Source organism: Ruegeria sp. (genome assembly GCF_965221235.1).
GTDB lineage: Bacteria > Pseudomonadota > Alphaproteobacteria > Rhodobacterales > Rhodobacteraceae > Ruegeria.
Genome location: NZ_CBDCRS010000003.1, coordinates 71,186 through 92,405, shown reverse-complemented (window position 1 = coordinate 92,405; position 21,220 = coordinate 71,186). Strand labels below are relative to the sequence as shown.

Sequence of the window (21,220 nt, the reverse complement as noted above, 5' to 3'; positions counted from 1 at the left end):
TGTTTAGTGCGCTTTATTCAAACCTTTTGCGCACCACCTAAAACTCGGAGAATTCACAAGCTAGATCTAACTCAAGTGTTTCGCCAGCTGTTCAACAATCTCCTGAGCGTTCTGGGCCGAAAATTCCCTGCCTCGGATGCGAATGCGCAACTCTCCTGCAGCGACTTCAGCCAGTATGGACCCGCCACCAGCGGCGACAACCGGCTCCAGGCGCTGCACCTGTTGCGGGCGTCCTCCCTTTGCCTTGGTCGCGGCCGGTGCGTCTTTGAGGGTGTCTTCCAACAATGCCCATTCCGCCTTGGGATCCATCTCCCCTGCCCCGGCCAACGCCTCACGCAGTTTCTTCTGTGCTCCGTCCCGCACCGCAGAGGCCAGTTTAAGACCCGCCTTTTCCGACAGCGCAACCGGGTGCTGCAACAGATCCCCCAGCGCCTCGTGAACAACGGCAAAGCTGCGCACTTTGGACCGCTTGGCCTTGGACGCCGCCGCGAACAACACGTCGACGGCAGCCTCGGTCGAATTAAAGACCCCCTGCCCCGCAGCCAGAACCGCGATGCGCCCCCGCTCATACGGGGTGAGGTTGGCCCGAAGCTCGTTCTCTTCGACCATCGAGACATAGGCGTCCTGACCAGCCCCAGCCTGCCGGACAAAGGCCGGGATCTCGTTAAAGGACGGGTCGGTTTGCGCCAGTCGCCGGAAGGCGTCCAAACGCCGGAAACCCGAGATCAGGCCATATCCGTCACCATCGCGCGTCACCTCGATTGGGGTGCGCAAGCCGTGGACACGCAAAGACTCCAGCAACTCAGCCATCGCTTCTTCGTCTTCGACCATCCGGTCGCGCCGGATATAATCGGCATCAATCTGATCCAGCGGCAGCTTCTCTGCCACCAATCCGGCGTCCTGTGCATCGCGCCACCGCGCTGCATCCCCCTGATCCTGCGCCAAAGCCAGCCTGTCGGTCACGGCGGCCATCCCGTTCAGCGTTGCCGCTTCGGCCGCGACCTGCGCAATCGGAGGCGTCGCGGATTTGGTATCAAACGGATTGGCCGAGGGTTTCGCGGCGAAACCTGCCTCAAGTTGCTCCAGTTCCGACGTGTCCGGAGCGATCAGTCTTCTGCGTTTAGCCATCTGCTTCTCCTCCCATCTGAGCGTCGCGCCACCAGCAGCCAATGAGAACCTGTTTGAACTCGGCGTAAGTACGGTCGAATGTCTCCCGGCCTCGCACATAGGTGTCACGGTTGAAATCTCTGTAGTCGGCCTCATAAATGCCGTTGACCTGTTCACCTGCCTGCCCCACCAGCGCGGTATAATCCTGACGATAGGCATTCATGAAATCGCCGAAATATGCCTGAATCACATTCGCCATATCTGTCTGCTGACTTGCATCGAACCGGGTGATGATCGCCCGCACCACATCCCATTCGAACTTAAGCTCAGGCAACCCCGCCGCCCGTTGCGCGGCGTTTTCGCCATCTTCAATGCTGGCGAAGGTGGTGTACAGCATGTCGAAAAAGCGTCCGGTCGAATCAAACTCCAGAAATGATGCGCCCAGAGGGACCAACAAAATGTCCGCCGCCGCCAGAGCATTGATCGTTAGGTACCCAAGTGCAGGAGGCGTATCGAGGAAAACGATGTCATAATCGTTCAGCACGCCTTCGTCTTCGAGGAAGTTGGTCAAACCGTCCCACAACGGCCAGCTGCGCAGCCCCATGCGCCAGACCGGAATCTGAAATTCGGCCCAATAGAGGTTCAGTTGCGCGCCGATCAGGTCAATATTTGGCCAATGGGTTTTCTGAATCACATCGCGGGGCAGGGTGTTCAGAGCTTCTTGCAACGTTTCATCCAGGGGAATTTCGGGCTGCCCGGCAGCTGTCCGTATCCGGTTTTCTTCCTGTACCGCGCGCGCATAGTCCTTGGCGATCAACGGAAACACGGTCTGCCATTCGTCAGCAACATTGCCACCAAGGATCGAGGTCATCGACCCCTGGCTATCCAGATCAATGACCAGAACTTTATAGCCGTCCAAGGCCGCAGACATAGCCAAATGAGCGGCCGTTGAAGTTTTACCAACACCGCCTTTGAAATTCGCAACAGCTACCACCTTGGCAGGCAGACCTTCTGGCCGATAGGGCAGATATTCTTTTGTGCTGACTCCTTCGGCAGCAAAGTGCTGGCGCAGAGACAGAACTTCATCCAGGGTGAACCATTTCGATCCGGCTTCACCTTCGCCTTGCGGAAGATCAGGATTCGCTTTCAGAACGCGGCGCAAATGTGCCGGCGCGACGGGGATGAGGTATTTAGTGATTTCCCAGATAGAGAATCTTCTCAGACGTTTCTCCCCATCAGGGGCATAACCTCTGCGGGCAAGGTCCTCACGTCCTTTCGCACAGAACGCGGCAGCTTTTGCGAATCGAGAGGTTCCGATAGGGTCAGGCAACTTCTCGGCTGCTGCCTTAGGGTCCAGATTCAAATAGGGCGGCAAAGGAGGTTGGTTGGATTTGTTCACTGTCGATGCCTCAGATAATGTTCGCCTTATCAGCGTATATTGCCAAACATAGCGAACATTTCTTTCGCAGGCTATCCTGAGAATGAAAGTTTTCCACAAAAATGACAGTTGCTGCTGGGTTTCGCCACGAAACCGTTAAAAAGAAAGACACACTGGGCAACAAAGAGTTTATTTTATTTAGATAGTTTAGATTCTTTACGATATTAAAGTGTAATAAAATCAAATACTAAAGCTACCTTCGGCACCCAAGCTCGGGACCAAAGGTATCCATTTACGGTGTTAAAGGTACCTGTCTACGGGTTCATGTGGACCGGTTTCCGGGAGGAACAGGCCCGATTCGCAGGACGTTGAAAACAATGGGTGTTTAGACCCTAATTCTACCCCATATTGATACCCGAGTCGCATTTGATCGAGCGATACACGCCCCTATGGAGTCTACGTCTGGGGATAACTTCACGTGAGACCACTATAGGTACCTGTCTACGGGATTCCGGCCAACCTGTATTTGGGTACCCAAATTAAATTGATCCACAGGTACTTTTCATGCAACAAATATCAAAACGAGCAGCCAGGCAGAATCATGCCGGATACACAATTGGACATGGATCAACTTTCCGGTGCCCTGCGTCGGGAAACGGTCAAAAAAAACGTCGCCGCAATTCACATTAGCGGCAAGCTTACGTTGTTGCAGCGCAAGCTCTCGAATGTATTGCTGCTTAACGCGTACGACGCGCTAACCTCTGCGCCAACCCACACGATCGACGCTCGGACGCTTGCGATGATGGTCGGCTACAACTCCAACGATTTTGACACTTTGCGTGCCAGCTTGCGGGCTCTGGCCGAGACCGTGGCCGAATGGGACATGCTTGACGAGCAGGGGCGCCAGGAATGGGGCGTGTCTTCGTTGCTGAGTTTTGCCAAGCTAAAAAACGGAATTTGCGAATACGCGTATTCCCCGGCTTTGGCGCAGAAACTGTACGACCCTAAAATTTATGCGCTGATCAATGTGCAGATTCAAAGGAACTTCAGTTCTGGGCACGGACTGGCCTTGTACGAGAACTGCTATCGCTTTGTACGAACCGGATCCACCGGGTGGTGGGCTCTGGATGTGTTCCGTAAATTGATGGGCGTGGATGGCAGCGACTATTACGGCAGCTTCAAGCACCTCAATGCCAAGATTATCAAACCCGCGGTTGCGGAGGTTAACAAGAGCTCGGATATACTTATTGAGCCTGAGTTCCGGAAGAAAGGCAGATCAGTCACTGACATCCGCTTTTTGATCAAGGGCAACCCGCAAAAGGCGATGTTTGAAATTGATGACAGCGATGGCGTTCGAAACCTGCCGATCTATAAGACATTACGAAAGCAAGGCGTCTCCGACAGGCTAGCGCGTCAGTGGATTGCCGAACATGGCGAAGATTATGTGCAGCAGAAACTCGACTATGTGAGCGGGCAGGGGGATGTGAAATCTACCGTCGGCTATTTGTCTGCCGCTCTGCGCGATGACTATCAATTGGCCGAGAAAGAGGTCGTGCCGCCGAGCGCTGAGGCAGTAGAAGCTGCTCGGCTTCGACAGGCAGAAAGAGCGCAGGAAGATCAGGCTTACAACGCGCGCGCCGCTGAGCGGGCTGAGCGCTCGCGGAAGCTGTCCATTGTCGAGGAGCTGGTTTCGCGGCGAAACCCAACGCAGAGAGATGCGGACAAACGGTTGTTTCTGTCCGGGCTGGATAATGATCTGGACCGGGAACACTTCCGAGCGCATGGCTGGCGGTCAGGTTTGAATGCCAGTGCTATCTTTGACTTTTGGGAGGAACTGGAGCCAGACGCATTTGTATGACGCTCGGAAAAGGGCGGACGATGATTATGAAACAATGGGGGAGGGCTAAGTCACAGAAAACGGGTGGATTCGCAGCCTCTATGTGATGTGCAAAAAGCACAACTAATGCGCATTAGGCATCTCACTCGCGTGCAAATCAGAATTCAGTCAAAGAAGTAAATGGACGCGAGTGAACAACAGACCCAACCAAAAGGCGAAACGTGAAAAGTTGGGTTTCCGGCGCGCATAATTGCAGAAAGACATCAGGTGTTCAGACAGGATTGCCGGGCTTCATACATTTCTTCGTTTCGGGGAACGTATCTTCGATTGCAGGCGGCGGGGTTTCAGAAGTGAGGTTTGAACCTTGAAAGCGCTGACCAGATTGTCTGGACAGCGCCTACAGTGCTAGCGCTGCGCTTTTGCGGTTCTGAACAAAAGCAGGAAAACGAAAACCGACCCGATTGAGGTGGTCACGATCCCGACTGGTAACTCTTGTGGCGCCAGCAGCAATCGGCTGAGGATGTCAGACCCAGTCAGCAAAGCCGCGCCAACTATGGCGGCGACCGGTAAGAGCTGGCCGTGCAAAGGGCCGACAAGCCCGCGTGCGATATGTGGGACCATTAACCCAACGAAACCGATGACGCCCGCGACCGAGACAAAAACCGCTGTTGCCAGAGCGGCCACAAAAAACATGCTGAACCTCAGGCTTTGCACAGGAACACCAAGGGTTGAGGCCGTGAGGTCCCCGGTCAGCAGGGCATCGAGCCAGCGACTGCGATAGAGTGCATAGGATAGGATCAGCAACAGACCGGCGCAAACCAGTGGGAACGTCTCCCACCGGGCCAGACCCAGGCCGCCCAGCATCCAGAAGATGACCGAATGCGCGGCGCGACTGTCGCCTGCGAAAATCAGATAATTTGTGATGGCAGAAAACAGGAAAGAAACCGCTAGCCCGGCGAGGATCAGCTTTTCCGGCGCGCTGGTGCGCAGCCCGTGGACCAGCGCCAGCACGATGCCTGAGGCTACAAGGCCTCCGCAAAACGCGGCCAGCGGCAGGGTCCAGAAGCCGAGGATATCTCCGGTCACTGTGATGACGAATACGGCCCCGGCGGCTGCCCCGGAAGACAGGCCAAACAGGAACGGGTCAGCCAGATCGTTGCGCGTTGTGGTTTGCAGCACCACGCCGACAATGCCCAATCCGGCCCCGATCACAGCTGCGAATAAAGCGCGGGGCAGGCGCAGGTCGAATACGATGCGATGCAGCGGAGACATATCTCCGTCCGTCAGCCCTGTTCCGAGCAAAATCGCCTGAAATGCGTCGGACGCGGGGATCGAGGTGGTGCCGTAGATCGTGGAAATCAGCAAGAGGGCGGCCAGAACGACCGCCCCCAACAAAAGCAACAGGCCCAGTCGGCCCATATCAATTGATACCCGGATGCATCGCCTGCACCATTTTCGAGATTGCCTCGATGTTTGCCGGTCCGGGGGTCAGTTCTTCGTAGCGCAAACCGATCCAGCGTTCGTTCTTGACCGCATCGGTCTGAGACATCACCGGGTGCTCTTGCAGGAACTTGAAAGTATCGGCTGCTCCGTTCCCGGTTTGATAGTCCAGCAGAACAAGGAATTCGGGGTTTGAGGCTGCGACGGCCTCCCACGAGGTGCGACCCCAGCTGGTGTCCATGTCATGGGTGACGTTTTCACCACCAGCGGCGTTGATCATCGCGTCGGGGATGGCAAATTTGCCTGCGGTGAACGGCGCATCGGCCGGGCCGTCCAGAAGGAAGACACGGGGCTTGGGCAGATCAGCGGTCTGTGCCTCAATAGCGGCCAGTTCGTTTTTCCACCCGGAAACCAGTTCCCCGGCCTTGTCTTCGACATGCATGACCTTGCCCAGACGCAGGACGTCGTCGAACAGCAGATCCATCGACGCCTCGGGGCGTTCTTTGTCCAGATGCACGCAGCTCTCGGTCAGGATCATGGTCTTGATGCCGAATGGCTCAAGCGTATCCGGTGTTACGTCGCCGCCGGGCTTCATGCCATAGTACCAGCCTGCAAAGAACAGGTCGGGTTCGACGGCGACGAGGTTTTCAACCGTTGGGTATTTCGGCGCAAGCTCGGGGATATCGCCACGCAGAGTGTCGAATTCCGGGCTTGTCTTATACCAACCGGTGATGCCAGTCAGGCCGACGATCTTGTCCTGAAGGCCCAATGCAAAGGCCATGTCGGTCATGTTCATGTCGTGCACGACAAGACGTTCGGGTTGGGTTTCAAACACCAGCGGTTCGCCGCAATTGTCAACGGTGACTTCATGCGCGGACGCGCCGCCCGCCATGGCTGTGATCAAAGCCACGGACCAGATTTGTTTCATTAAAGGGTGCTCCTTGGTTTTATGTTGATACGGTTGTTTTTCGGATATCCAGCGCCGGGATCATGCGGCCTTCGTGGTGAAAGCTCAGGAAATCGACGCCAAAGGTGTCGCGGACCCGGTCTGCGGTCAGCACCTCGGCCACAGGGCCGAAATCGGTGAGACGTGTGGATTTCATCAGCGCCACATGGGTTGCGAATTCGGGGATCATGACCAGATCATGCACAATCATGACGACGGTGATGCCGAGTTCAGCCACAAGGGACAGCATCCGGCCTTTGGCGTCCGGGTCCAGATGGTTGGTCGGTTCGTCCAGAAACAGCAACGACGGATTCTGCGCTAAAGCCCGAGCGATATGAGCGCGCTGACGCTCGCCCCCGGATAGCTGAAACATCTTCTTGTTCGCCAATGCCTCAAGCCCGGTCAGGGACAGAATCCGGGTCAGCTCTTTGCTGTGGTTTTCGGCAGAGCGGTCATTGCGGATCGGGATTTGGCCGAGGGCCACATAGTCCCGCAGAACAAGCCGCCCGTCGGGCATTTCCTGCTGGCTGACAACGGCGATTTTGCGGGCGCGTTCGACGGCCGACATCTGTTTCAGGCTGCGTCCACCAACCAGGACATCCCCCAACACAAGCTCAGCCGCGCCGCAGAGCAGATTCAACAACGTTGTTTTACCAGCCCCGTTCGGCCCGGCAATCGCCAGAATGGCGCCCTCATCCAGCGAAAAAGAGGCGCTTTGCAGCAGGATATCGCCATTCAGCGCATAGTATTCGAGGTCGCGCGCGATCAGGAATTGAGGTCTGGTCATGATGCGTCCTCACCCCCTATGCGCGGCATACGTGACAGGGTTTTGGTGAATAATGCCACTGGCCGATCCGAAGCGCTGGTCCAACCATCGGTGCTGTTTGCATATTGGCGGGCAAAGTCGGCAAGGGCCTGCGTGTCCTGTGCGCTCTGAATATCGCCAAACAGATATTGCGCTTTGCCGCGCGCCTGAAACCCGACCGTGGTCGGCCTGTTGCAACCGGCCATACAGGCGATGGTCCGAATGGCGAAACCGTCGGGCAATTGGCCTGTTAACTCATCCCGAAGGGCGTCGGCGTTATCCTCGCCTTTGCAGGTCGAGCAAATCAGCAGGACGTGATCAGGTCGTTTCGGCATTGTCCGCTCCACTTGTTGCCAAGCGCGGACAGAAGGTGCCAGTCATGTAAACACGCGCTGAACGTGCCATCAAAGCCTCCTTCCAGGACGCCCCGCCCCGGGTTGGTTAAAATCTGATGGCAGGTCTCCTGACTTGCGGGTCAATGCTCGGCCATCCTTCCCGGCCCCAAGGGCCAGTGGGTGTTTGGCTTTGCTCACCGCTTACAGTTGCGGGGGCAGTCACGGACTTGGCGCCGATTGGCAATCCTCACCGTATTCCCTTTTCATCCCTTCGGCGTACCTAGGGGAACCATCTGGTGATTGAGTGCATCAGATCATGGGATGCGTCAATACGGAATCTAAGTCTCGTGCTATTACAGATCTTGGAGTTGGTATGTTATGACATAACATAACGCAAGTAGTCTTTTCATATTAAAGAATGTGGAATTTTCGAAGGATTCTGAACTCTCAGCCTTCGCGGCTGTAAGTGCGGTCTCGGAGCATAGCGTTTGAAACCGACAGAAGATGGGTCTCCATTATTTCGGCGGCGGCGTGGCTGTTGCGGGCCGAAATACTGCTGAACAGCTGTTCGTGCTGTTCACCCAGCCGGGTCAGGGTCGAGGCCGAATAGCGCGTCTCGCGCCGCTGCGTCCATTCGGCTTGACGCCGGACAGCGCGGATTGAATCGTAAACTGTCAGAAACAGCGGGTTATGTGCCAGTTCCGCGATTTTGTAGTGAAAGATGTCGTCCGCAACGCCATAGGCCTGCGTATCCGAGGCTTCAAGCGTGGCCTGCGTCAATTGTTCAAGCGTTTTCAGTTCCTTGCTCGTAGCCCGTTGGGCAGCCAGCGCGGCCAGCGCTGGTTCGATCTCTAACCGAACCTCCATAACGTCACGCGGCATGACCTTGGCTGCAACCGCGCGAAAGGGGCTGGCCCCGACAGCAGGCGGGGGCGAGACAAACGTCCCCTGACCATGGCGGCGAAACACCGTGCCGTCTTCTTCCAGCAGATCGAGAATGCGGCGCATGCGCGTCCGCGTGACCTCGAGAACCTCGGCCAGCGCCCGTTCTGGCAACAACTTGCCGTTCTTCAGGAAATCCCCTGTTTCGATCCCGCTTCTGAGGGCGGCCGTCAGTTCTGTATCCGAAGGGGCGTTTTCCAAAACTACCAGGCTCCGATCAAATCGTTAAACATGCGTATCGACGTAAGCATCAGGAAACCCCCAAAAGCAAGCCGCAATGCGCGTTGCGATATGGAATGGGCGATGCGCACGCCGACATGGGCAAAGCTGGTTGTCAGCGGAATGATCAACCCGGCGGCGACCAGATTGACATAGCCGACTGAGAAGGGCGGCAACCCGGTTTGCCCAAAGCCGGTCGCCATGTAGATCAGCGCGCCGGGCAGGCCGATGACGAACCCGATGGCCGCCGCGGTTCCCACCGCCTTGCGGATGTCATAGCCGAGGAAGTTCAGTACCGGCACGCAGACCGTGCCGCCTCCGATCCCCATCATGGCCGAGACCGCGCCCGCAAAAACGCCGGTCATCGCCCAAACTCGTTTTGAGAAACTGCGAACGACCGAGTCGCTGCCAGGTTTGCGGAAAATCATGTCCAGCGCCACCAGTCCTGCGACGGTGGCAAACACGGCGACAAGGATATAGCCACTGACGAGCCCACCCAGCAGCGCCCCGACGATCACCCCCACCAGAATGGCCGGAGCCCAGCGTTTCAACAGCGCCATATCCAGCGCGCCGCGTTTATAGTGACCCCAGCTGGAGGAGAGTGACGTAAACACAATGGTAGCCAGCGACGTCCCTACTGCGACCTGTATCGTCAGGGCCGGGTCGCTGCCGGTCAGAGACAGCGCAAAGTAAAGCGCCGGAACGATGACGATGCCGCCACCCACACCCAGCAATCCGGCAAGGATGCCACCGACGACGCCTGCTGCGCCCGCAATGGCAACCAGAGTCGCAAGGGTGGAGAAGTCGACCCCGCTCATTGGATCAGGCCGGATCGCTGGCGAAGGACCGGCTTTCGCGGCCCTCGGCTTGTCGTTGAGCTTCGGCTCGCGCGATGGCGGCCTCCAAAGCAGTACGGTCGGGATTGCCCGAGAAGTTCTGCTCGCTCGGCATGGCTTGCGCGAAATGCAAATACCGCTCGGACGCAACATCATAAAGCCGCCGCAGCTCGGCCAGCGGGTCGGCATGATCGTCGACACGCATGTCCAGCCAGGCGTGGGATTGGCCCTGATGGATGACGATACCGGCAGCCTGTTTGCCGCGCTTGTCGCCGCCTGCGCGCTCACCCGCCTCCATCGCCGCCATCAAACGTTCGGGGAAGGGCAGGGCGGTTTCGGCGTCGTAGGTCTCAAACGTGGCATCGACCACATCCGGCCCGGTCAGCATGTTGCCCGCGACCGAGTGCGACTGACCAATCCGATGCCCGGCCCAGTCAACGCAATCTGCACCAGTATAAGCGGCGAACCCGCCCGAGGCATCCATCAGATGCGCCTGACGCGCAGCGCGCCCCTCGTCGCGGCGCACAAGATCATCGAGAACATCCTGAGCAGATTCGCCCGCCTCAAGCCGTCGAAGCCCCTCGGTTCCCCAGACAGGGTTCGAAAACGCCTGCGAGGCAACGGCGCTGCGTGCGCCGACACAAGGTACCCGTGCGCCGCAGGCAAAGAACCGGCTGGCCACGATCAAGCCGATGGCTCCGGTCTCGGGGTCTTTTGCAATCAGAGAATAGGTCATGTTAACGCCCCACTGCATAGGCCTGCATCAGTCGCGGCGTTGCCGCCGCGCGCAGGGTTCCGTCTGTTTCGCGCAGCGCTGCGGTCAGACGTCCGACCGTCCATGGTTCGGCCACCGTGACTGTGTGACCGCGCGCGCGCAAATCTTCGATGACTGTTTCACCGAATGTGGCCTCGATCATCATTGCGCCGGGCTGCGCGGCGCGGGGATAGAACGAGCCTTGGAAATGCATCGAATGGAACAGCGGCGCGTCCATGCATTCCTGCAAACCCAGCCCGAAATGAACAAAGCGCAGGAACCAGATCAGCTGCCATTGGTCCTGCTGATCACCGCCCGGTGTGCCGAAGACAAGCTGCGTTCCATCTTTCTCGGCAAGGGTCGGCGTCAGCGTCGTACGCGGCCTGCGCCCCGGTGCCAGTGAGGTCGGCAGATCCGGCTCAAGCCAGAACATCTGCGCCCGGCTGTTGAGCGGAAACCCCAACCCCGGTATGACCGGAGAGCTTTGCAGCCAACCGCCCGACGGCGTTGCGGCCACCATGTTGCCCCAACGGTCGATCACGTCCAGATGCACGGTATCGCCGCGCTTTTCGGTCAGATGAGACATCGTGGGCTCACCGGCGCTGGCCCCGGTATTGGCCTGAAAGTCCCGCGCGGCACGGGCGATATAGGCGTCGGCCAGATGCTCATATCCCGGCACCCGGCCCGGGCGTTGGTCATGCGAGGCATCTTCGCCAATCAGCGCCCGGCGTTCTGCTGCGTATTCGTCGCTCAGCAGGTACTCCATCGGAATGTCTGAGTGGTCGGGATCGCCGTAGTAGGCCTCACGATCCGCATAGGCGAGCTTCATCGCCTCGATTACGGTGTGGACAAACTCGGCCCCGTTCGGGTCCATTGCGCCCAGATCAATGCCTTTGAGGATCGCCAGCGCCTGCAACAGAACTGGCCCCTGACTCCAGGCCTGCGTCTTGTGGACGGTCCAGCCGTGATAGTCGTAGCTGAGCGGTTCTTCGTACTGCGCCCGCCATTCCGCCATATCCTCGCGTGTCAGAACCGCCTTGTTGCGCAGGCCCGAGACGTCCATCACCACCGCACCGGCCAGATAGTTGAAAATGCGATCCGCGACGGAACCTTGCCGCCACGCATGGCGCGCGGCGTCGATCTGTTTGACGCGGTCGTCGTGGGCCTCTTCGGCGTCGGTGACCAGACGTTCATAAGTGGCCGCAAGGGCGGGGTTGGCGAAATTGGAATGCGGCTCAGGGGCTTTGCCATCGGGCATCCATGTCTCGGCGGAACTGGGCCATTCGTCCTCAAAGAACTCCGACAGCCCCGCAATGGTGTTCGCGACGCGCGGCAGCACCGGGTGTCCGTCCCGCGCATAGGCAATGGCGGGGGCCATCACGTCGCGCAAGGGCAGGGACCCGTGATCCCGCAGCATCAGCATCCAGCCGTCAAACGCGCCCGGTATGACTGTGGCCAGCAGGCCCGAGCCGGGGATCAGGTTCAGCCCCAGTCCGGTATAATGCTCAATCGTGGCCGCAGCGGGGGCTGGCCCCTGTGCGCACAGCACTTCGGTCTTGCCGGTTTTGGCCGAATGGAAAATTGCGGGCATGTCACCGGCGGGGCCGTTCAGATGCGGCTCGACCACTTGCAGGGTCATTGCCGTTGCAACCGCCGCGTCAAAGGCGTTGCCGCCTTTTTCCAGAATGCCGAACCCCACGGCCGAGGCAATCCAGTGGGTCGAGGTGACGACGCCAAAGGTGCCTCGTATCTCGGGTCGGGTGGTGAAGTCTGACATATGAGTCTCCGAAATTCAGTGTTCGCGCGGGTCCAGCGCATCGCGCAGCCCGTCGCCCAGAAGGTTGAACCCCAGCACCACCAGGAAGATCGCGATGCCCGGCCACATGGCCATCCACGGGGCTTGATTGAGGAAGTTCTTGGCGGTGTTCAGCATTGACCCCCAACTAGGCGCGGGCGGTTGCTGGCCGAGGCCAAGGAAGGACAGCGATGCCTCGGCGATGATGGCGGTGGCGATGGTCAGCGTCGCCTGCACCAGCACCGGCGGTAGCACGTTGGGAAAGATGTAACGGGTCAGGATTTTCGGCGTCGGCAACCCGATGGCGCGGGCCGAGGTCACATAATCCTCGGCTTTTACCGACAAGACTTGCCCACGGGTGAGGCGGATAAAGATCGGCGTGGCCGAGATGCCGATGGCGATCATTGCGTTTGTCAGCGACGGCCCAAGAAACGCCGCCAGAGCGATGGCGAGGATCAGGAACGGCGCGGCCAGCAGCGCCTCGGTACAGCGCGAGATCACCGCGTCGGTCCAGCCGCCGAAATACCCCGCGACGATGCCAAGCGGTACGCCCATAACCACGGCTATACCCACCGAGACTACCCCGGCCAGCAGCGACGCCTGCGCCCCCCAGATCATCCGCGACAGCACATCGCGGCCAATCTCATCAGTGCCAAACGGATGCGCCCCGGTCGGCGGTTTGCGCACCGCGCCCCAATCCGTCGCAGCAGGGTCCGGGATCGGCAGGATCGGGGCCAGCAAGGCGATCAGTACAAAGAAGGCCACCAGCACGCCCCCTAGCATGGCGCTTTTGTGGGTGCGGAACTTCTTCCAAACCCGGCTTTCCGGGCGGCGCGTCAAGATGGGGTCAGCGACAGTCATCTCAGGCAGTCCTCAGGCGCGGGTTGAGCAGCACATAGGCCACATCGGCCAGCAGGTTCATAACTATGAAGCCTACGGCGGTCACCAAAACGATGCCCTGCACCACGGCGTAATCACGGTTGAACACCGCATCGACCACCAGCTTGCCAAAGCCGGGGATGGTGAAGATTTGCTCGGTCAGTACAGCGCCTGCGATCAGTTCACCGAACAGCAGGGCCGTCAGGGTGACGATGGGTGTCAGTGCATTGCGGAAAGCGTGTTTCAGCACCACCCGCCGTTCATGAAGCCCTTTGGCCCGTGCGGTGCGCACATAGTCGGATTTCAGAACACCCAGCATTGCCGATCGCGTGTGCCGCATCAGTGTCGCGGCCAACGCGGTGCCCAGCACAAAGGCGGGCATTAACATTGTGGTGATGGATTTTACCGGGTCCTCGGACAGCGGAACATAGCCCGAGGCGGGCAATAGATCGAGCCGCACCGACACCAGCAGGATCAGCATGATCCCCAGCCAGAAGTTCGGGATCGACAGCCCCGACAGCGCCACGATGTTGGCGATGTAGTCGGTCACGGTGCCTTTTTTCACCGCAGACAGAATGCCCGCCGGAATGCCGATCACCAGCGCAAACAGAATGGCCATCACCGCCAATTGGATCGTCACCGGCAGCTTCTCGGCAATCAGTTCAGTCACCGGCTGATTGGTGCGCAGCGAGATCCCCAAATCACCCCTAAGCGCATTGCCAACCCATGTCACATACTGCACCGGGATCGGATCGTTCAGCCGGTATTTCTCGCGCAGATATTCCAGGACTTCCGGGTCGCGCTCCTCACCGGCCATGGCCAGCACCGGATCGCCGGGCAGCAGCTTTTGCAGGCTGAATACAAAGACCGAGATCAGCAGGATCGTCGGGATTGCAATCAGAATACGGCGCAGGATGAAGGACAACATGGGTTCAGGGCTTTCGGTCAAGGCAACCCGCCCGGCTGGAGGTCCGGGCGGGCCGTGAGTGGCTTATTTCTCCAGCGTCACACCTTCCAGACGGATCATCCCGTCCGGGTAAGGGGTGAAACCTTTGAGGCCATCATCCAGCGCCCAGATCCATGTCTGGTGATAGAGATATACGATGGGCATATCCTCGGTCAGAATGTCTCGCGCGGCGTCGTAGTCCGCCTTGCGCACATCGAAATCGGTCGAGGCGCGGGCGTTGTTCAGCATTTCATCTACTTTCGGGTCCGAGTAGTGGCTGTCATTGATGCCGCCGCCGGTGGTCATGAACTGGTGGATGTTGCCATCAGGATCGACCCGGCCCGACCAGCCGATCTGGCTGGCTTGATAGTCACCGGCGCTTTGATCGGCCAGCAGGGTGGCGAATTCCTTGGACGTGATCTCGATCTTGATCCCGGCCTCAGCCGCCATCGCCTGCACAACCTGCATCAGTTGCAGCGGGACGGTGGTGTTGGGCACCTGGACCTCAAGGTCGATCCCATCGGGAAAGCCCGCCTCGGCCAGCAGCGCCTTGGCCTTTTCTACGTCGCGTGCGGGCACCGGATGATCGGCATCATACCAGGGCGAGGTCGGCGGGAAGGGCTGGTTGCCGGGCGCAAAGGCGCCTTCGAACACCACCTGGTTGATCGCGTCGCGGTCCAGCGCATAGCTCAGCGCCTGACGCAGACGTTTGTCATTGCCCCAGGGGTTGTCGCCTTTTTCGCCATTGTTGACGTTGATTGTAATGCCTTGATAACCCAGCGAAACTGCGCTTTGGACATTGATGTCGCCGTCACTTTCGGCCTGCCCCAGATCGGTGGCAGCGAGGCGTTCCAGCATGTCGATATCGCCCGATTGCAGATTGGCCAGACGTACGGTGGTGTCCGGAATGGGCAGGAAGGTCACGCTGTCAAAATGGATCTCATCGGCGTTCCAGTAATCCGGAAACCGCTCAAGCGCGATCCGGTCCTGCGCCACGCGCTCTTTGAAACTGAACGGGCCGGAACAGACCGGATTCAGCCCGAAATCCGCACCTGCCGCCTTTGCCGCGGTGGGCGAGACCATCATTCCCGACCGATCCGCGAACTGCGCCAGCAGCGTCGCGTCCGGGGCGGCCATGTTAAAGCGCACGGTGTAGTCGTCGACCACATCAACGCCCGTGACTGATTTCAATTCCGATTTGCGGCGCGATTCCTCAAGGTTTTGCGAGCGGTCGATGTTGTCCGCTACGGCCTGCGCGTTGAACGGGGTGCCGTCATGGAACACCACGCCTTCGCGCAGGGTCATGGTCAGCGCTTTGCCGTCCTCACTCCATTCCCATCCGGTGGCCAACTGTGGGATCAGCTCCAGATCAGGCGTGATATCCACCAACTTGTCGCAGAGCGACGCATAGACGATGCGCCCTACGAAAGTACGCGACTGATCGGGGTCCAGAACATCGGCATCCGATTGTAGGGCGATGCGCAGGTCAGCTGCTTGTGCGGACAGGGCTGTTGCGCTCAGAAGTCCGGCAAGAAGGCCGGTTTTGAAGGCATTCATGATGTTTCCTCTCTGTGTGTGACAGAATTCGGGTCTGTTTGGACGGCGGCGCGATACAGCGCGAACCGCTCTTCTGCTCCGGCGCTGCGGCGTCGGGGCGGGGCCGGTTTTCCGGCCTCTGGTATGATGCTCCAATGGTGGCAGGCGACCTGATGGTCGGCGTCTGCGGTGTCCAGTGCGGGTGCGCTGGCCCTGCAATCCTGCTGCGCATAGGGGCAGCGGGTGTGAAAGCGGCAGCCGGCGGGCGGGGCCGAAGGGCTGGGCGTTTCGCCCGTCAGCGCCATCTGGTTGCGGTCTCTGCCCGGCTCCGGCTCTGGAATCGCCGACAGCAGCGCGTGGGTATAGGGATGTTTGGGTGCGTTGAAGACCTGCTCGGCCGGGCCGGTTTCGACTACTTGTCCCAGATACATCACCGCGACCCTGTCGCTCATATGACGGATCACGGCCAGATCATGGGCGATGATCACCAGCGTCAGGTCCAGATCCTGTTTCAGATCGTTCAGCAGATTGACCACCTGCGCCTGAACCGACACATCCAACGCCGAAACCGGTTCATCCCCAATCAGCAGGCGCGGCCCCGAGGCCAGCGCCCGGGCAATGCCGATCCGTTGCCGCTGCCCGCCCGAAAATTCATGCGGATAGCGGTTGGCGTGATCGGCCAGCAGTCCGACTTGCGCCAGCAGCTCGGCCACCCTGACGCGTCGGTCGTCGGCGTCCAGTTCTGGTGCGTGGACCTCAAGCGCTTCGCCGACTAGCTTGCCCACGGTCATGCGTGGGTTCAGCGACGAGAACGGATCCTGAAACACAAATTGCATGTCGCGCCGCAACGGCGCCATATCGCGGCGGGCAAGGTCCTGAACCTCTTGTCCATCGAACAGAACCTGACCCGAGGTCGGACGGTCCAGCCGCATCAGCAACCGTGCCAAAGTGGACTTGCCGCAGCCGGATTCTCCAACAATGGCAAAGGTTTCTCCGCGAAGGACTTGCAAGGATACACCGTCCACGGCGCGCACCTTGGTTTTGCGTTCGAACAACCCTCCGCCCAACGTGAAGTGGCGGGACAGGTTGCGGGCCTCAAGGATTACGTCGCGCATCTGACCCCCCTGACAGCCTCAAGAGGCGCATAGTGGCAGGCCACCGCATGACCGCCTGCGATGTCCGCCAGCGCCGGGCGCGTAGCGCAGTCGGCGGTGGCGAAAGGACAGCGGGTACGGAACCGGCAGCCTTCGGGCATGTCGGCAATTGACGGCACCGTCCCCGGCACCGTGATCAGGCGATCGCGCGCGCCTGACATACGCGGCACCGAGCTCATCAGCCCGATGGTGTAGGGATGCTGGGGGTCGTCGAACACTGCCTCGACCGGGCCGCTTTCCACGATCTGACCGCCATACATGACGGCCACATTGGTCGCGACTTCGGCGACCACGCCCAGATCATGGGTGATCAACAGCGTTCCCATCCCGGTTTCCGCCTGCAACTCGCGGATCAGGTCCAGAATCTGCGCCTGAATGGTGACATCCAGCGCCGTTGTCGGCTCATCCGCGATCAGCAGCGAGGGGTTGTTGATCAGCGCCATCGCGATCATCACCCGCTGCCGCATTCCGCCGGACAGCTGATGCGGATATTCGCGCAAGCGTTGCTCCGGCGCCGGAATCCCTACGCGGCGCAGCATCTGCAAGGCGCTGTCCGTCGCCTCGGCCCGCGTGCAGGTCTTATGGCGCAACAAGGCTTCGGCAATTTGATCGCCGATCCGGAAAGCGGGGTTGAGAGATGTCATCGGCTCTTGAAAGATCATTGCCATGCGGTTGCCGCGCGTCTCAGCATCCAGCGATTGGCTGCGCAGATCATAGCTGCGGCCTTCGAACTCCAGCGTGCCGTTGGGGATGGTGATAACGTCCCGTGGCAACAGCCCCATCAGCGCCATGGCCGTAACCGATTTTCCGCAACCGGATTCGCCGACGATACACAGCGTTTCGCCGGCCGCGACCTGAAGGCTCAGGTCCTCAACGGCACAGTTCGCATGACCCCGGAAGGACAAGCTGAAGGCGTCCAGTCTGAGGATCGGAGCGTTTTCTTTGGGGTCGGGGTGTCGCACGGTATGCAACCTTTAAAGCAACCAATATCAGAAAGGTTGCATGATTCACTTTTAGTTGTCAACGACGCAGGGTCCCGCTCACGCTGGCGTGATGCGCGATGTTTGTCGGCTGTCCGGTGAATTCGCTGGGTGGCGTATCGAAAGCGCTAGCCCAGATAGGCCCTTAATTGAGGCGGCGGGTTATCCAAAAGCTGCGCGGTCGGTGCAGGTGCGTGGGCCTGATTGTCGGCCACAAGCACAGTGTGGCTGGCAATGCGGCGTGCATCCTGTGGGTCATGGCTGACCATCAGCAATGTCGTCCCGGTTTCGGCCACCAGTTCGGCGACCAGATCCAGCATCTCGGCCTTCAGCGCAGGACCGAGGGCCGCAAAGGGTTCGTCCAGCAACAGCAGCTGACGACGCTGCACAAGAACTCGTGCCAAAGCCACGCGGCTTTGCTGTCCGCCCGACAGCTCAGCCGGTTTCCGGCCCCCTAAATCAGGCAGAGCGACACGGTCCAGAGCGGACTGGACTTGCGCGTGTTCGCTGGGCGAAAGCCGCCCGTTCGCCCTCAGCCCCAGCGCTACATTCTGTTCCGCCGTCAGATGCGGGAACAGGTTGCCGTCCTGAAACAGCATCGCAATCGGGCGTTTCCCGGGGTGCAGATCCGAGATGGTTTTTCCTTGCCAGAAAACCTGACCCCGATCGAGATCGCGGAACCCGGCGACCGCTTCCAGCAGTGTGGATTTACCCGCGCCGGACGGGCCGATAATGGCGGTCGAAGAACCAGCCGCGATACTGATATCGGCGCGCAGGTCGAAATTGCCGTTTCGTATGACGCAGCGATCAAGTTTCAGCATGCCAGCGGCCTCCTCGGTCCAATAGCCAGAACGCGCCCATCGACAAAATCAACAACAGCAGGGCGGCCCCGGCGGCGGCCTGCATCTGATAAGCGCCCATCAGGCGGTATATCTGCAAGGGTAGGGTTGCAATCTGCGGGTCGGCGAACAGGGCGATCACGCCGAGATCCCCCATCGACAAGGCGGCAGACAGCCCGGCGGCAAATCCGATCTGGGGCCGCAGGCGGGGCAGAAGAATGCGGGTGAAGAAAGTCGTCCTGCTCATGTTCAGGGACGCCGCAAGCCGCCCGTGCCGCGAGACTGTATCCCGCGCGGCAGGCACCAGAATGCGCAGCGCAAACGGCAGGGCCATAACGGCATTGACCAGCGCCGTAATCGGCAGAGCCAGCGTGGCCGGATTGGCCATCGGGCGGATCAGAATGAACAGGCCCGTGCCGATTACCAGCGGAGACGCCGCCAGACCCAGAATGCCGCTCAGCTCGACCAATCCAAATCGCCCGGCGGCAACCGCTGTCGCCATCGGCAGCGCAAGCATCAGCAGCAGGGCGGTACTGGCCGCGGCGACCAGTATGGATGTAACGGCGGCGCGATACACCTGTGCGGGCATATCCATGACCCCGGCGACGCCGGACAAAACCACCGACGCCAGTGGCAGCAGCAGAAAGGTTGCAGCGACCATGATCCAGAAGACATCGGTTACGGGCGCGCCACCATCCCAGCGGCGGATTGCCCGGTCCAGCCCGGTTCCGAACCCGTCCTTGCCCGAGAACTTGAGTGCCGCAAGCGCTGCCGCAGCCGTCAGCGCCAGTTGCAATGTGGACAGTAACGCAGCGCGACCGAGGTCAAAATCATAGGTGAAGGCCTGAAAGATCGCCAGTTCCAGAGTCGTGGCGCGCGGACCTCCGCCCAGGGTTAGGGCCACGGCGAAACTAGTGAGGCAGATGGCGAAGATCACGGCCAGAACACCGGGCAGGGTGCGTTTCAGCATGGGCCATTCGATGAGGCGGAACATGGCCCACCCATCACAACCCAGTTGCGCGGCCAGTCGAAACCGTTCGGCGGGGACTTCCTGCCAGGCTTGCAGGATCAGTCGCGTGGCCAGGGGCAGGTTAAAGAACACATGCGCCAGAACGACTCCGTGCAACCCGTAGATGCGCAAGGGCGGCAGGCCGACATAACCCAGAATATCGGAAATCCATCCGGCGCGTCCAAAGACCTGTATCAGGCCAAGGATGGCCACGATAACAGGCAGGATGAAGGGGGCGCCCAACAAGGCAATCAACGCGCTGCGCCCGGCAAAACGTCTGCGGGCCAGAGCGCGGGCAACCGGAACTGCCAAGGCAGCGCTAAACAGTGCAGACAGCACCGCCTGTGTCAGCGTGAACCGCAACGCAGCCCAGTCCGAAGGGCCAAGCCCAGAGCTCGTTTCCGCCCGCAGGCCAACGGCCGCCAGCGTACCCAGTATCAGCGCGGCAACCAGTGCCGCCGCGCCAATGCCTGCGATGGGGCTTACTGGCTGAGCGCGCCCAGCCATTCCGCCAATGCCTGATCCCGCACAGCGGCGGCTTCTTCGGCTCCGAAGAGCAGGGATTTTTCGGGAACCGTCAGCGTGTCAAACCCTTCGGGCAGGCCCGCGGCCGGAGTCACCGCCGGGTACATCCAGTTGGTGGTCGGAATGATCTGCTGGAATGCGTCCGAGACCATGAAGTTCAGGAACTGATCGGCCAATTCGGGCTGGTCGGTTCCGGCCAGTTTCGCTGCGACCTCGACCTGCATGTAATGGCCTTCATCAAAGGCGGCGGCGGCCTTGCTGGCATCTTCTTCGGCGATCAGATGATAGGCTGGCGATGTCGTATAGCTGAGAACCATGTCGGCCTCGCCATCCAGAAACAGACCATAGGCCTCGGACCAGCCTTTGGTCACGGTTACGATATTGTCGGACAGCCCAGCCCAAATCTCAGGCGCTTCATCGCCATAGGCGGCTTTGACCCACAGCAGCAACCCCAGACCCGGAGTCGACGAGCGCGGATCCTGAATGATGATCTTGGTCTCGCTGTCTGCCAGTTCACGGAAGTTACCCGGAGCGGAAGCGTTGGCATTGTGGACAAAGGCAAAGTAGCCCCAATCGTAAGGGGCGAAAACCTCATCGGTCCATTCGATTGGCAGGGTGTATTCGGCGCTGACCGAACTGGGCGCGAACAGGCCGGTTTCCTTGGCGGCGGTGATCAGGTTGGTATCCAGACCAAGCACCACATCGGCGTCAGAATTCTCACCCTCAAGCCGGATGCGCGACAGCAGGGCCGCGCCGTCCTCAACGCCGACAAGGTTCAATTCGCAGTCGCAGACGGCCTCAAACGCCTCTTTCACCTGCGGGCCGGGGCCCCAGTCCGAGACGAAGCTGTCATAGGTATAAACGGTCAGCTGAGGTTTGTCGGCAGCGATGGCCGAAGTTGCACTCAGAATTCCCGCAGCAATCAGTAGATGTTTCATGTCATCCTCCATTGCGGCGA

Annotated in this window: 19 protein-coding genes and 1 riboswitch; of the genes, 1 reads left to right on the top strand and 18 read right to left on the bottom strand. The window is 59.7% G+C overall.

Annotated features, from left to right (window positions below; genetic code table 11):
* Window positions 1-66: 66 nt before the first annotated feature.
* Both ACOQOY_RS00890 and ACOQOY_RS00885 read right to left on the bottom strand, forming a co-directional pair.
* Window positions 67-1,128, bottom strand: coding sequence for a ParB/RepB/Spo0J family partition protein (locus ACOQOY_RS00890; RefSeq protein WP_420583607.1), 1,062 nt, complete (start codon window positions 1,126-1,128; stop codon window positions 67-69).
* The gene (locus ACOQOY_RS00885; protein WP_420583606.1) at window positions 1,121-2,506 is read right to left on the bottom strand and encodes an AAA family ATPase; all 1,386 of its coding nucleotides are present in this window, start codon (window positions 2,504-2,506) and stop codon (window positions 1,121-1,123) included. Before ACOQOY_RS00885 ends, ACOQOY_RS00890 begins: the two co-directional genes overlap by 8 nt.
* Window positions 2,507-3,086: 580 nt before the next feature.
* Here ACOQOY_RS00885 and ACOQOY_RS00880 point away from each other — a divergent pair.
* Window positions 3,087-4,343 carry a replication initiation protein gene (locus tag ACOQOY_RS00880; protein WP_420584017.1) on the top strand — a complete coding sequence of 419 codons (1,257 nt, stop codon included), beginning with the start codon at window positions 3,087-3,089 and terminating at the stop codon, window positions 4,341-4,343.
* 384 nt (window positions 4,344-4,727) lie between these two features.
* Here the strand turns inward: ACOQOY_RS00880 and ACOQOY_RS00875 are convergent, their stop codons facing one another.
* From ACOQOY_RS00875 to thiB, 16 genes are all read right to left on the bottom strand, one after another.
* Window positions 4,728-5,741: a FecCD family ABC transporter permease gene (locus ACOQOY_RS00875; protein WP_420583605.1), complete on the bottom strand. Its 1,014-nt coding sequence runs from the start codon at window positions 5,739-5,741 to the stop codon at window positions 4,728-4,730.
* A 1-nt stretch (window position 5,742) separates the two neighbouring features.
* Window positions 5,743-6,690 carry an ABC transporter substrate-binding protein gene (locus tag ACOQOY_RS00870; protein WP_420583604.1) on the bottom strand — a complete coding sequence of 316 codons (948 nt, stop codon included), beginning with the start codon at window positions 6,688-6,690 and terminating at the stop codon, window positions 5,743-5,745.
* 19 nt (window positions 6,691-6,709) lie between these two features.
* Window positions 6,710-7,495: an ABC transporter ATP-binding protein gene (locus ACOQOY_RS00865; protein WP_420583603.1), complete on the bottom strand. Its 786-nt coding sequence runs from the start codon at window positions 7,493-7,495 to the stop codon at window positions 6,710-6,712.
* Window positions 7,492-7,848, bottom strand: a complete 357-nt coding sequence (locus ACOQOY_RS00860) for a DUF1636 family protein (protein ID WP_420583602.1) — start codon at window positions 7,846-7,848, stop codon at window positions 7,492-7,494. The genes ACOQOY_RS00865 and ACOQOY_RS00860 overlap by 4 nt, the downstream gene beginning before the upstream one ends.
* A 100-nt stretch (window positions 7,849-7,948) precedes the next feature.
* A riboswitch (cobalamin riboswitch) is annotated at window positions 7,949-8,157 on the bottom strand.
* 138 nt (window positions 8,158-8,295) lie between these two features.
* Window positions 8,296-8,991 carry a FadR/GntR family transcriptional regulator gene (locus tag ACOQOY_RS00855; protein WP_420583601.1) on the bottom strand — a complete coding sequence of 232 codons (696 nt, stop codon included), beginning with the start codon at window positions 8,989-8,991 and terminating at the stop codon, window positions 8,296-8,298.
* A gap of 2 nt (window positions 8,992-8,993) precedes the next feature.
* Window positions 8,994-9,827, bottom strand: a complete 834-nt coding sequence (locus ACOQOY_RS00850; RefSeq protein WP_420583600.1) for a sulfite exporter TauE/SafE family protein — start codon at window positions 9,825-9,827, stop codon at window positions 8,994-8,996.
* Window positions 9,828-9,831: 4 nt separating this feature from the next.
* A complete protein-coding gene (locus ACOQOY_RS00845; RefSeq protein WP_420583599.1) occupies window positions 9,832-10,581 on the bottom strand; it encodes a DUF1028 domain-containing protein in 750 nt (249 codons plus the stop codon).
* Between the two features lies 1 nt (window position 10,582).
* Window positions 10,583-12,376, bottom strand: coding sequence for a gamma-glutamyltransferase family protein (locus tag ACOQOY_RS00840; RefSeq protein ID WP_420583598.1), 1,794 nt, complete (start codon window positions 12,374-12,376; stop codon window positions 10,583-10,585).
* A 15-nt stretch (window positions 12,377-12,391) separates the two neighbouring features.
* Window positions 12,392-13,255, bottom strand: coding sequence for an ABC transporter permease (locus tag ACOQOY_RS00835; protein ID WP_420583597.1), 864 nt, complete (start codon window positions 13,253-13,255; stop codon window positions 12,392-12,394).
* A gap of 1 nt (window position 13,256) precedes the next feature.
* Entirely contained in the window at window positions 13,257-14,222 is a 966-nt protein-coding gene (locus ACOQOY_RS00830) for an ABC transporter permease (protein ID WP_420583596.1), read from the bottom strand.
* Window positions 14,223-14,264: 42 nt separating this feature from the next.
* Window positions 14,265-15,776 (bottom strand): ABC transporter substrate-binding protein, encoded by a 1,512-nt coding sequence (locus tag ACOQOY_RS00825; RefSeq protein ID WP_420583595.1) that lies wholly within the window; start codon window positions 15,774-15,776, stop codon window positions 14,265-14,267.
* Window positions 15,773-16,870, bottom strand: coding sequence for an ABC transporter ATP-binding protein (locus tag ACOQOY_RS00820; RefSeq protein ID WP_420583594.1), 1,098 nt, complete (start codon window positions 16,868-16,870; stop codon window positions 15,773-15,775). Before ACOQOY_RS00820 ends, ACOQOY_RS00825 begins: the two co-directional genes overlap by 4 nt.
* Window positions 16,858-17,871 (bottom strand): ABC transporter ATP-binding protein, encoded by a 1,014-nt coding sequence (locus tag ACOQOY_RS00815; protein WP_420583593.1) that lies wholly within the window; start codon window positions 17,869-17,871, stop codon window positions 16,858-16,860. The genes ACOQOY_RS00820 and ACOQOY_RS00815 overlap by 13 nt, the downstream gene beginning before the upstream one ends.
* Before the next feature lie 146 nt (window positions 17,872-18,017).
* Window positions 18,018-18,710 carry an ATP-binding cassette domain-containing protein gene (locus tag ACOQOY_RS00810; RefSeq protein ID WP_420583592.1) on the bottom strand — a complete coding sequence of 231 codons (693 nt, stop codon included), beginning with the start codon at window positions 18,708-18,710 and terminating at the stop codon, window positions 18,018-18,020.
* On the bottom strand, window positions 18,697-20,244 hold the full coding sequence (locus tag ACOQOY_RS00805; RefSeq protein ID WP_420583591.1) for a thiamine/thiamine pyrophosphate ABC transporter permease ThiP: 1,548 nt from the start codon (window positions 20,242-20,244) through the stop codon (window positions 18,697-18,699). Before ACOQOY_RS00805 ends, ACOQOY_RS00810 begins: the two co-directional genes overlap by 14 nt.
* Window positions 20,220-21,200 carry a thiamine ABC transporter substrate binding subunit gene (gene thiB, locus ACOQOY_RS00800; protein WP_420583590.1) on the bottom strand — a complete coding sequence of 327 codons (981 nt, stop codon included), beginning with the start codon at window positions 21,198-21,200 and terminating at the stop codon, window positions 20,220-20,222. Before thiB ends, ACOQOY_RS00805 begins: the two co-directional genes overlap by 25 nt.
* Between the last annotated feature and the right edge of the window lie 20 nt (window positions 21,201-21,220).

Coding starts and splice junctions, on each gene's coding strand:
- ACOQOY_RS00835 (WP_420583597.1), bottom strand. CDS start 13,255: ATGACTGTCGCTGACCCCATCTTGACGCGCCGCCCGGAAAGCCGGGTT.
- ACOQOY_RS00840 (WP_420583598.1), bottom strand. CDS start 12,376: ATGTCAGACTTCACCACCCGACCCGAGATACGAGGCACCTTTGGCGTC.
- ACOQOY_RS00890 (WP_420583607.1), bottom strand. CDS start 1,128: ATGGCTAAACGCAGAAGACTGATCGCTCCGGACACGTCGGAACTGGAG.
- ACOQOY_RS00875 (WP_420583605.1), bottom strand. CDS start 5,741: ATGGGCCGACTGGGCCTGTTGCTTTTGTTGGGGGCGGTCGTTCTGGCC.
- ACOQOY_RS00850 (WP_420583600.1), bottom strand. CDS start 9,827: ATGAGCGGGGTCGACTTCTCCACCCTTGCGACTCTGGTTGCCATTGCG.
- ACOQOY_RS00880 (WP_420584017.1), top strand. CDS start 3,087: ATGCCGGATACACAATTGGACATGGATCAACTTTCCGGTGCCCTGCGT.
- ACOQOY_RS00810 (WP_420583592.1), bottom strand. CDS start 18,710: ATGCTGAAACTTGATCGCTGCGTCATACGAAACGGCAATTTCGACCTG.
- ACOQOY_RS00865 (WP_420583603.1), bottom strand. CDS start 7,495: ATGACCAGACCTCAATTCCTGATCGCGCGCGACCTCGAATACTATGCG.
- ACOQOY_RS00805 (WP_420583591.1), bottom strand. CDS start 20,244: ATGGCTGGGCGCGCTCAGCCAGTAAGCCCCATCGCAGGCATTGGCGCG.
- ACOQOY_RS00870 (WP_420583604.1), bottom strand. CDS start 6,690: ATGAAACAAATCTGGTCCGTGGCTTTGATCACAGCCATGGCGGGCGGC.
- ACOQOY_RS00825 (WP_420583595.1), bottom strand. CDS start 15,776: ATGAATGCCTTCAAAACCGGCCTTCTTGCCGGACTTCTGAGCGCAACA.
- ACOQOY_RS00820 (WP_420583594.1), bottom strand. CDS start 16,870: ATGCGCGACGTAATCCTTGAGGCCCGCAACCTGTCCCGCCACTTCACG.
- ACOQOY_RS00845 (WP_420583599.1), bottom strand. CDS start 10,581: ATGACCTATTCTCTGATTGCAAAAGACCCCGAGACCGGAGCCATCGGC.
- thiB (WP_420583590.1), bottom strand. CDS start 21,200: ATGAAACATCTACTGATTGCTGCGGGAATTCTGAGTGCAACTTCGGCC.
- ACOQOY_RS00860 (WP_420583602.1), bottom strand. CDS start 7,848: ATGCCGAAACGACCTGATCACGTCCTGCTGATTTGCTCGACCTGCAAA.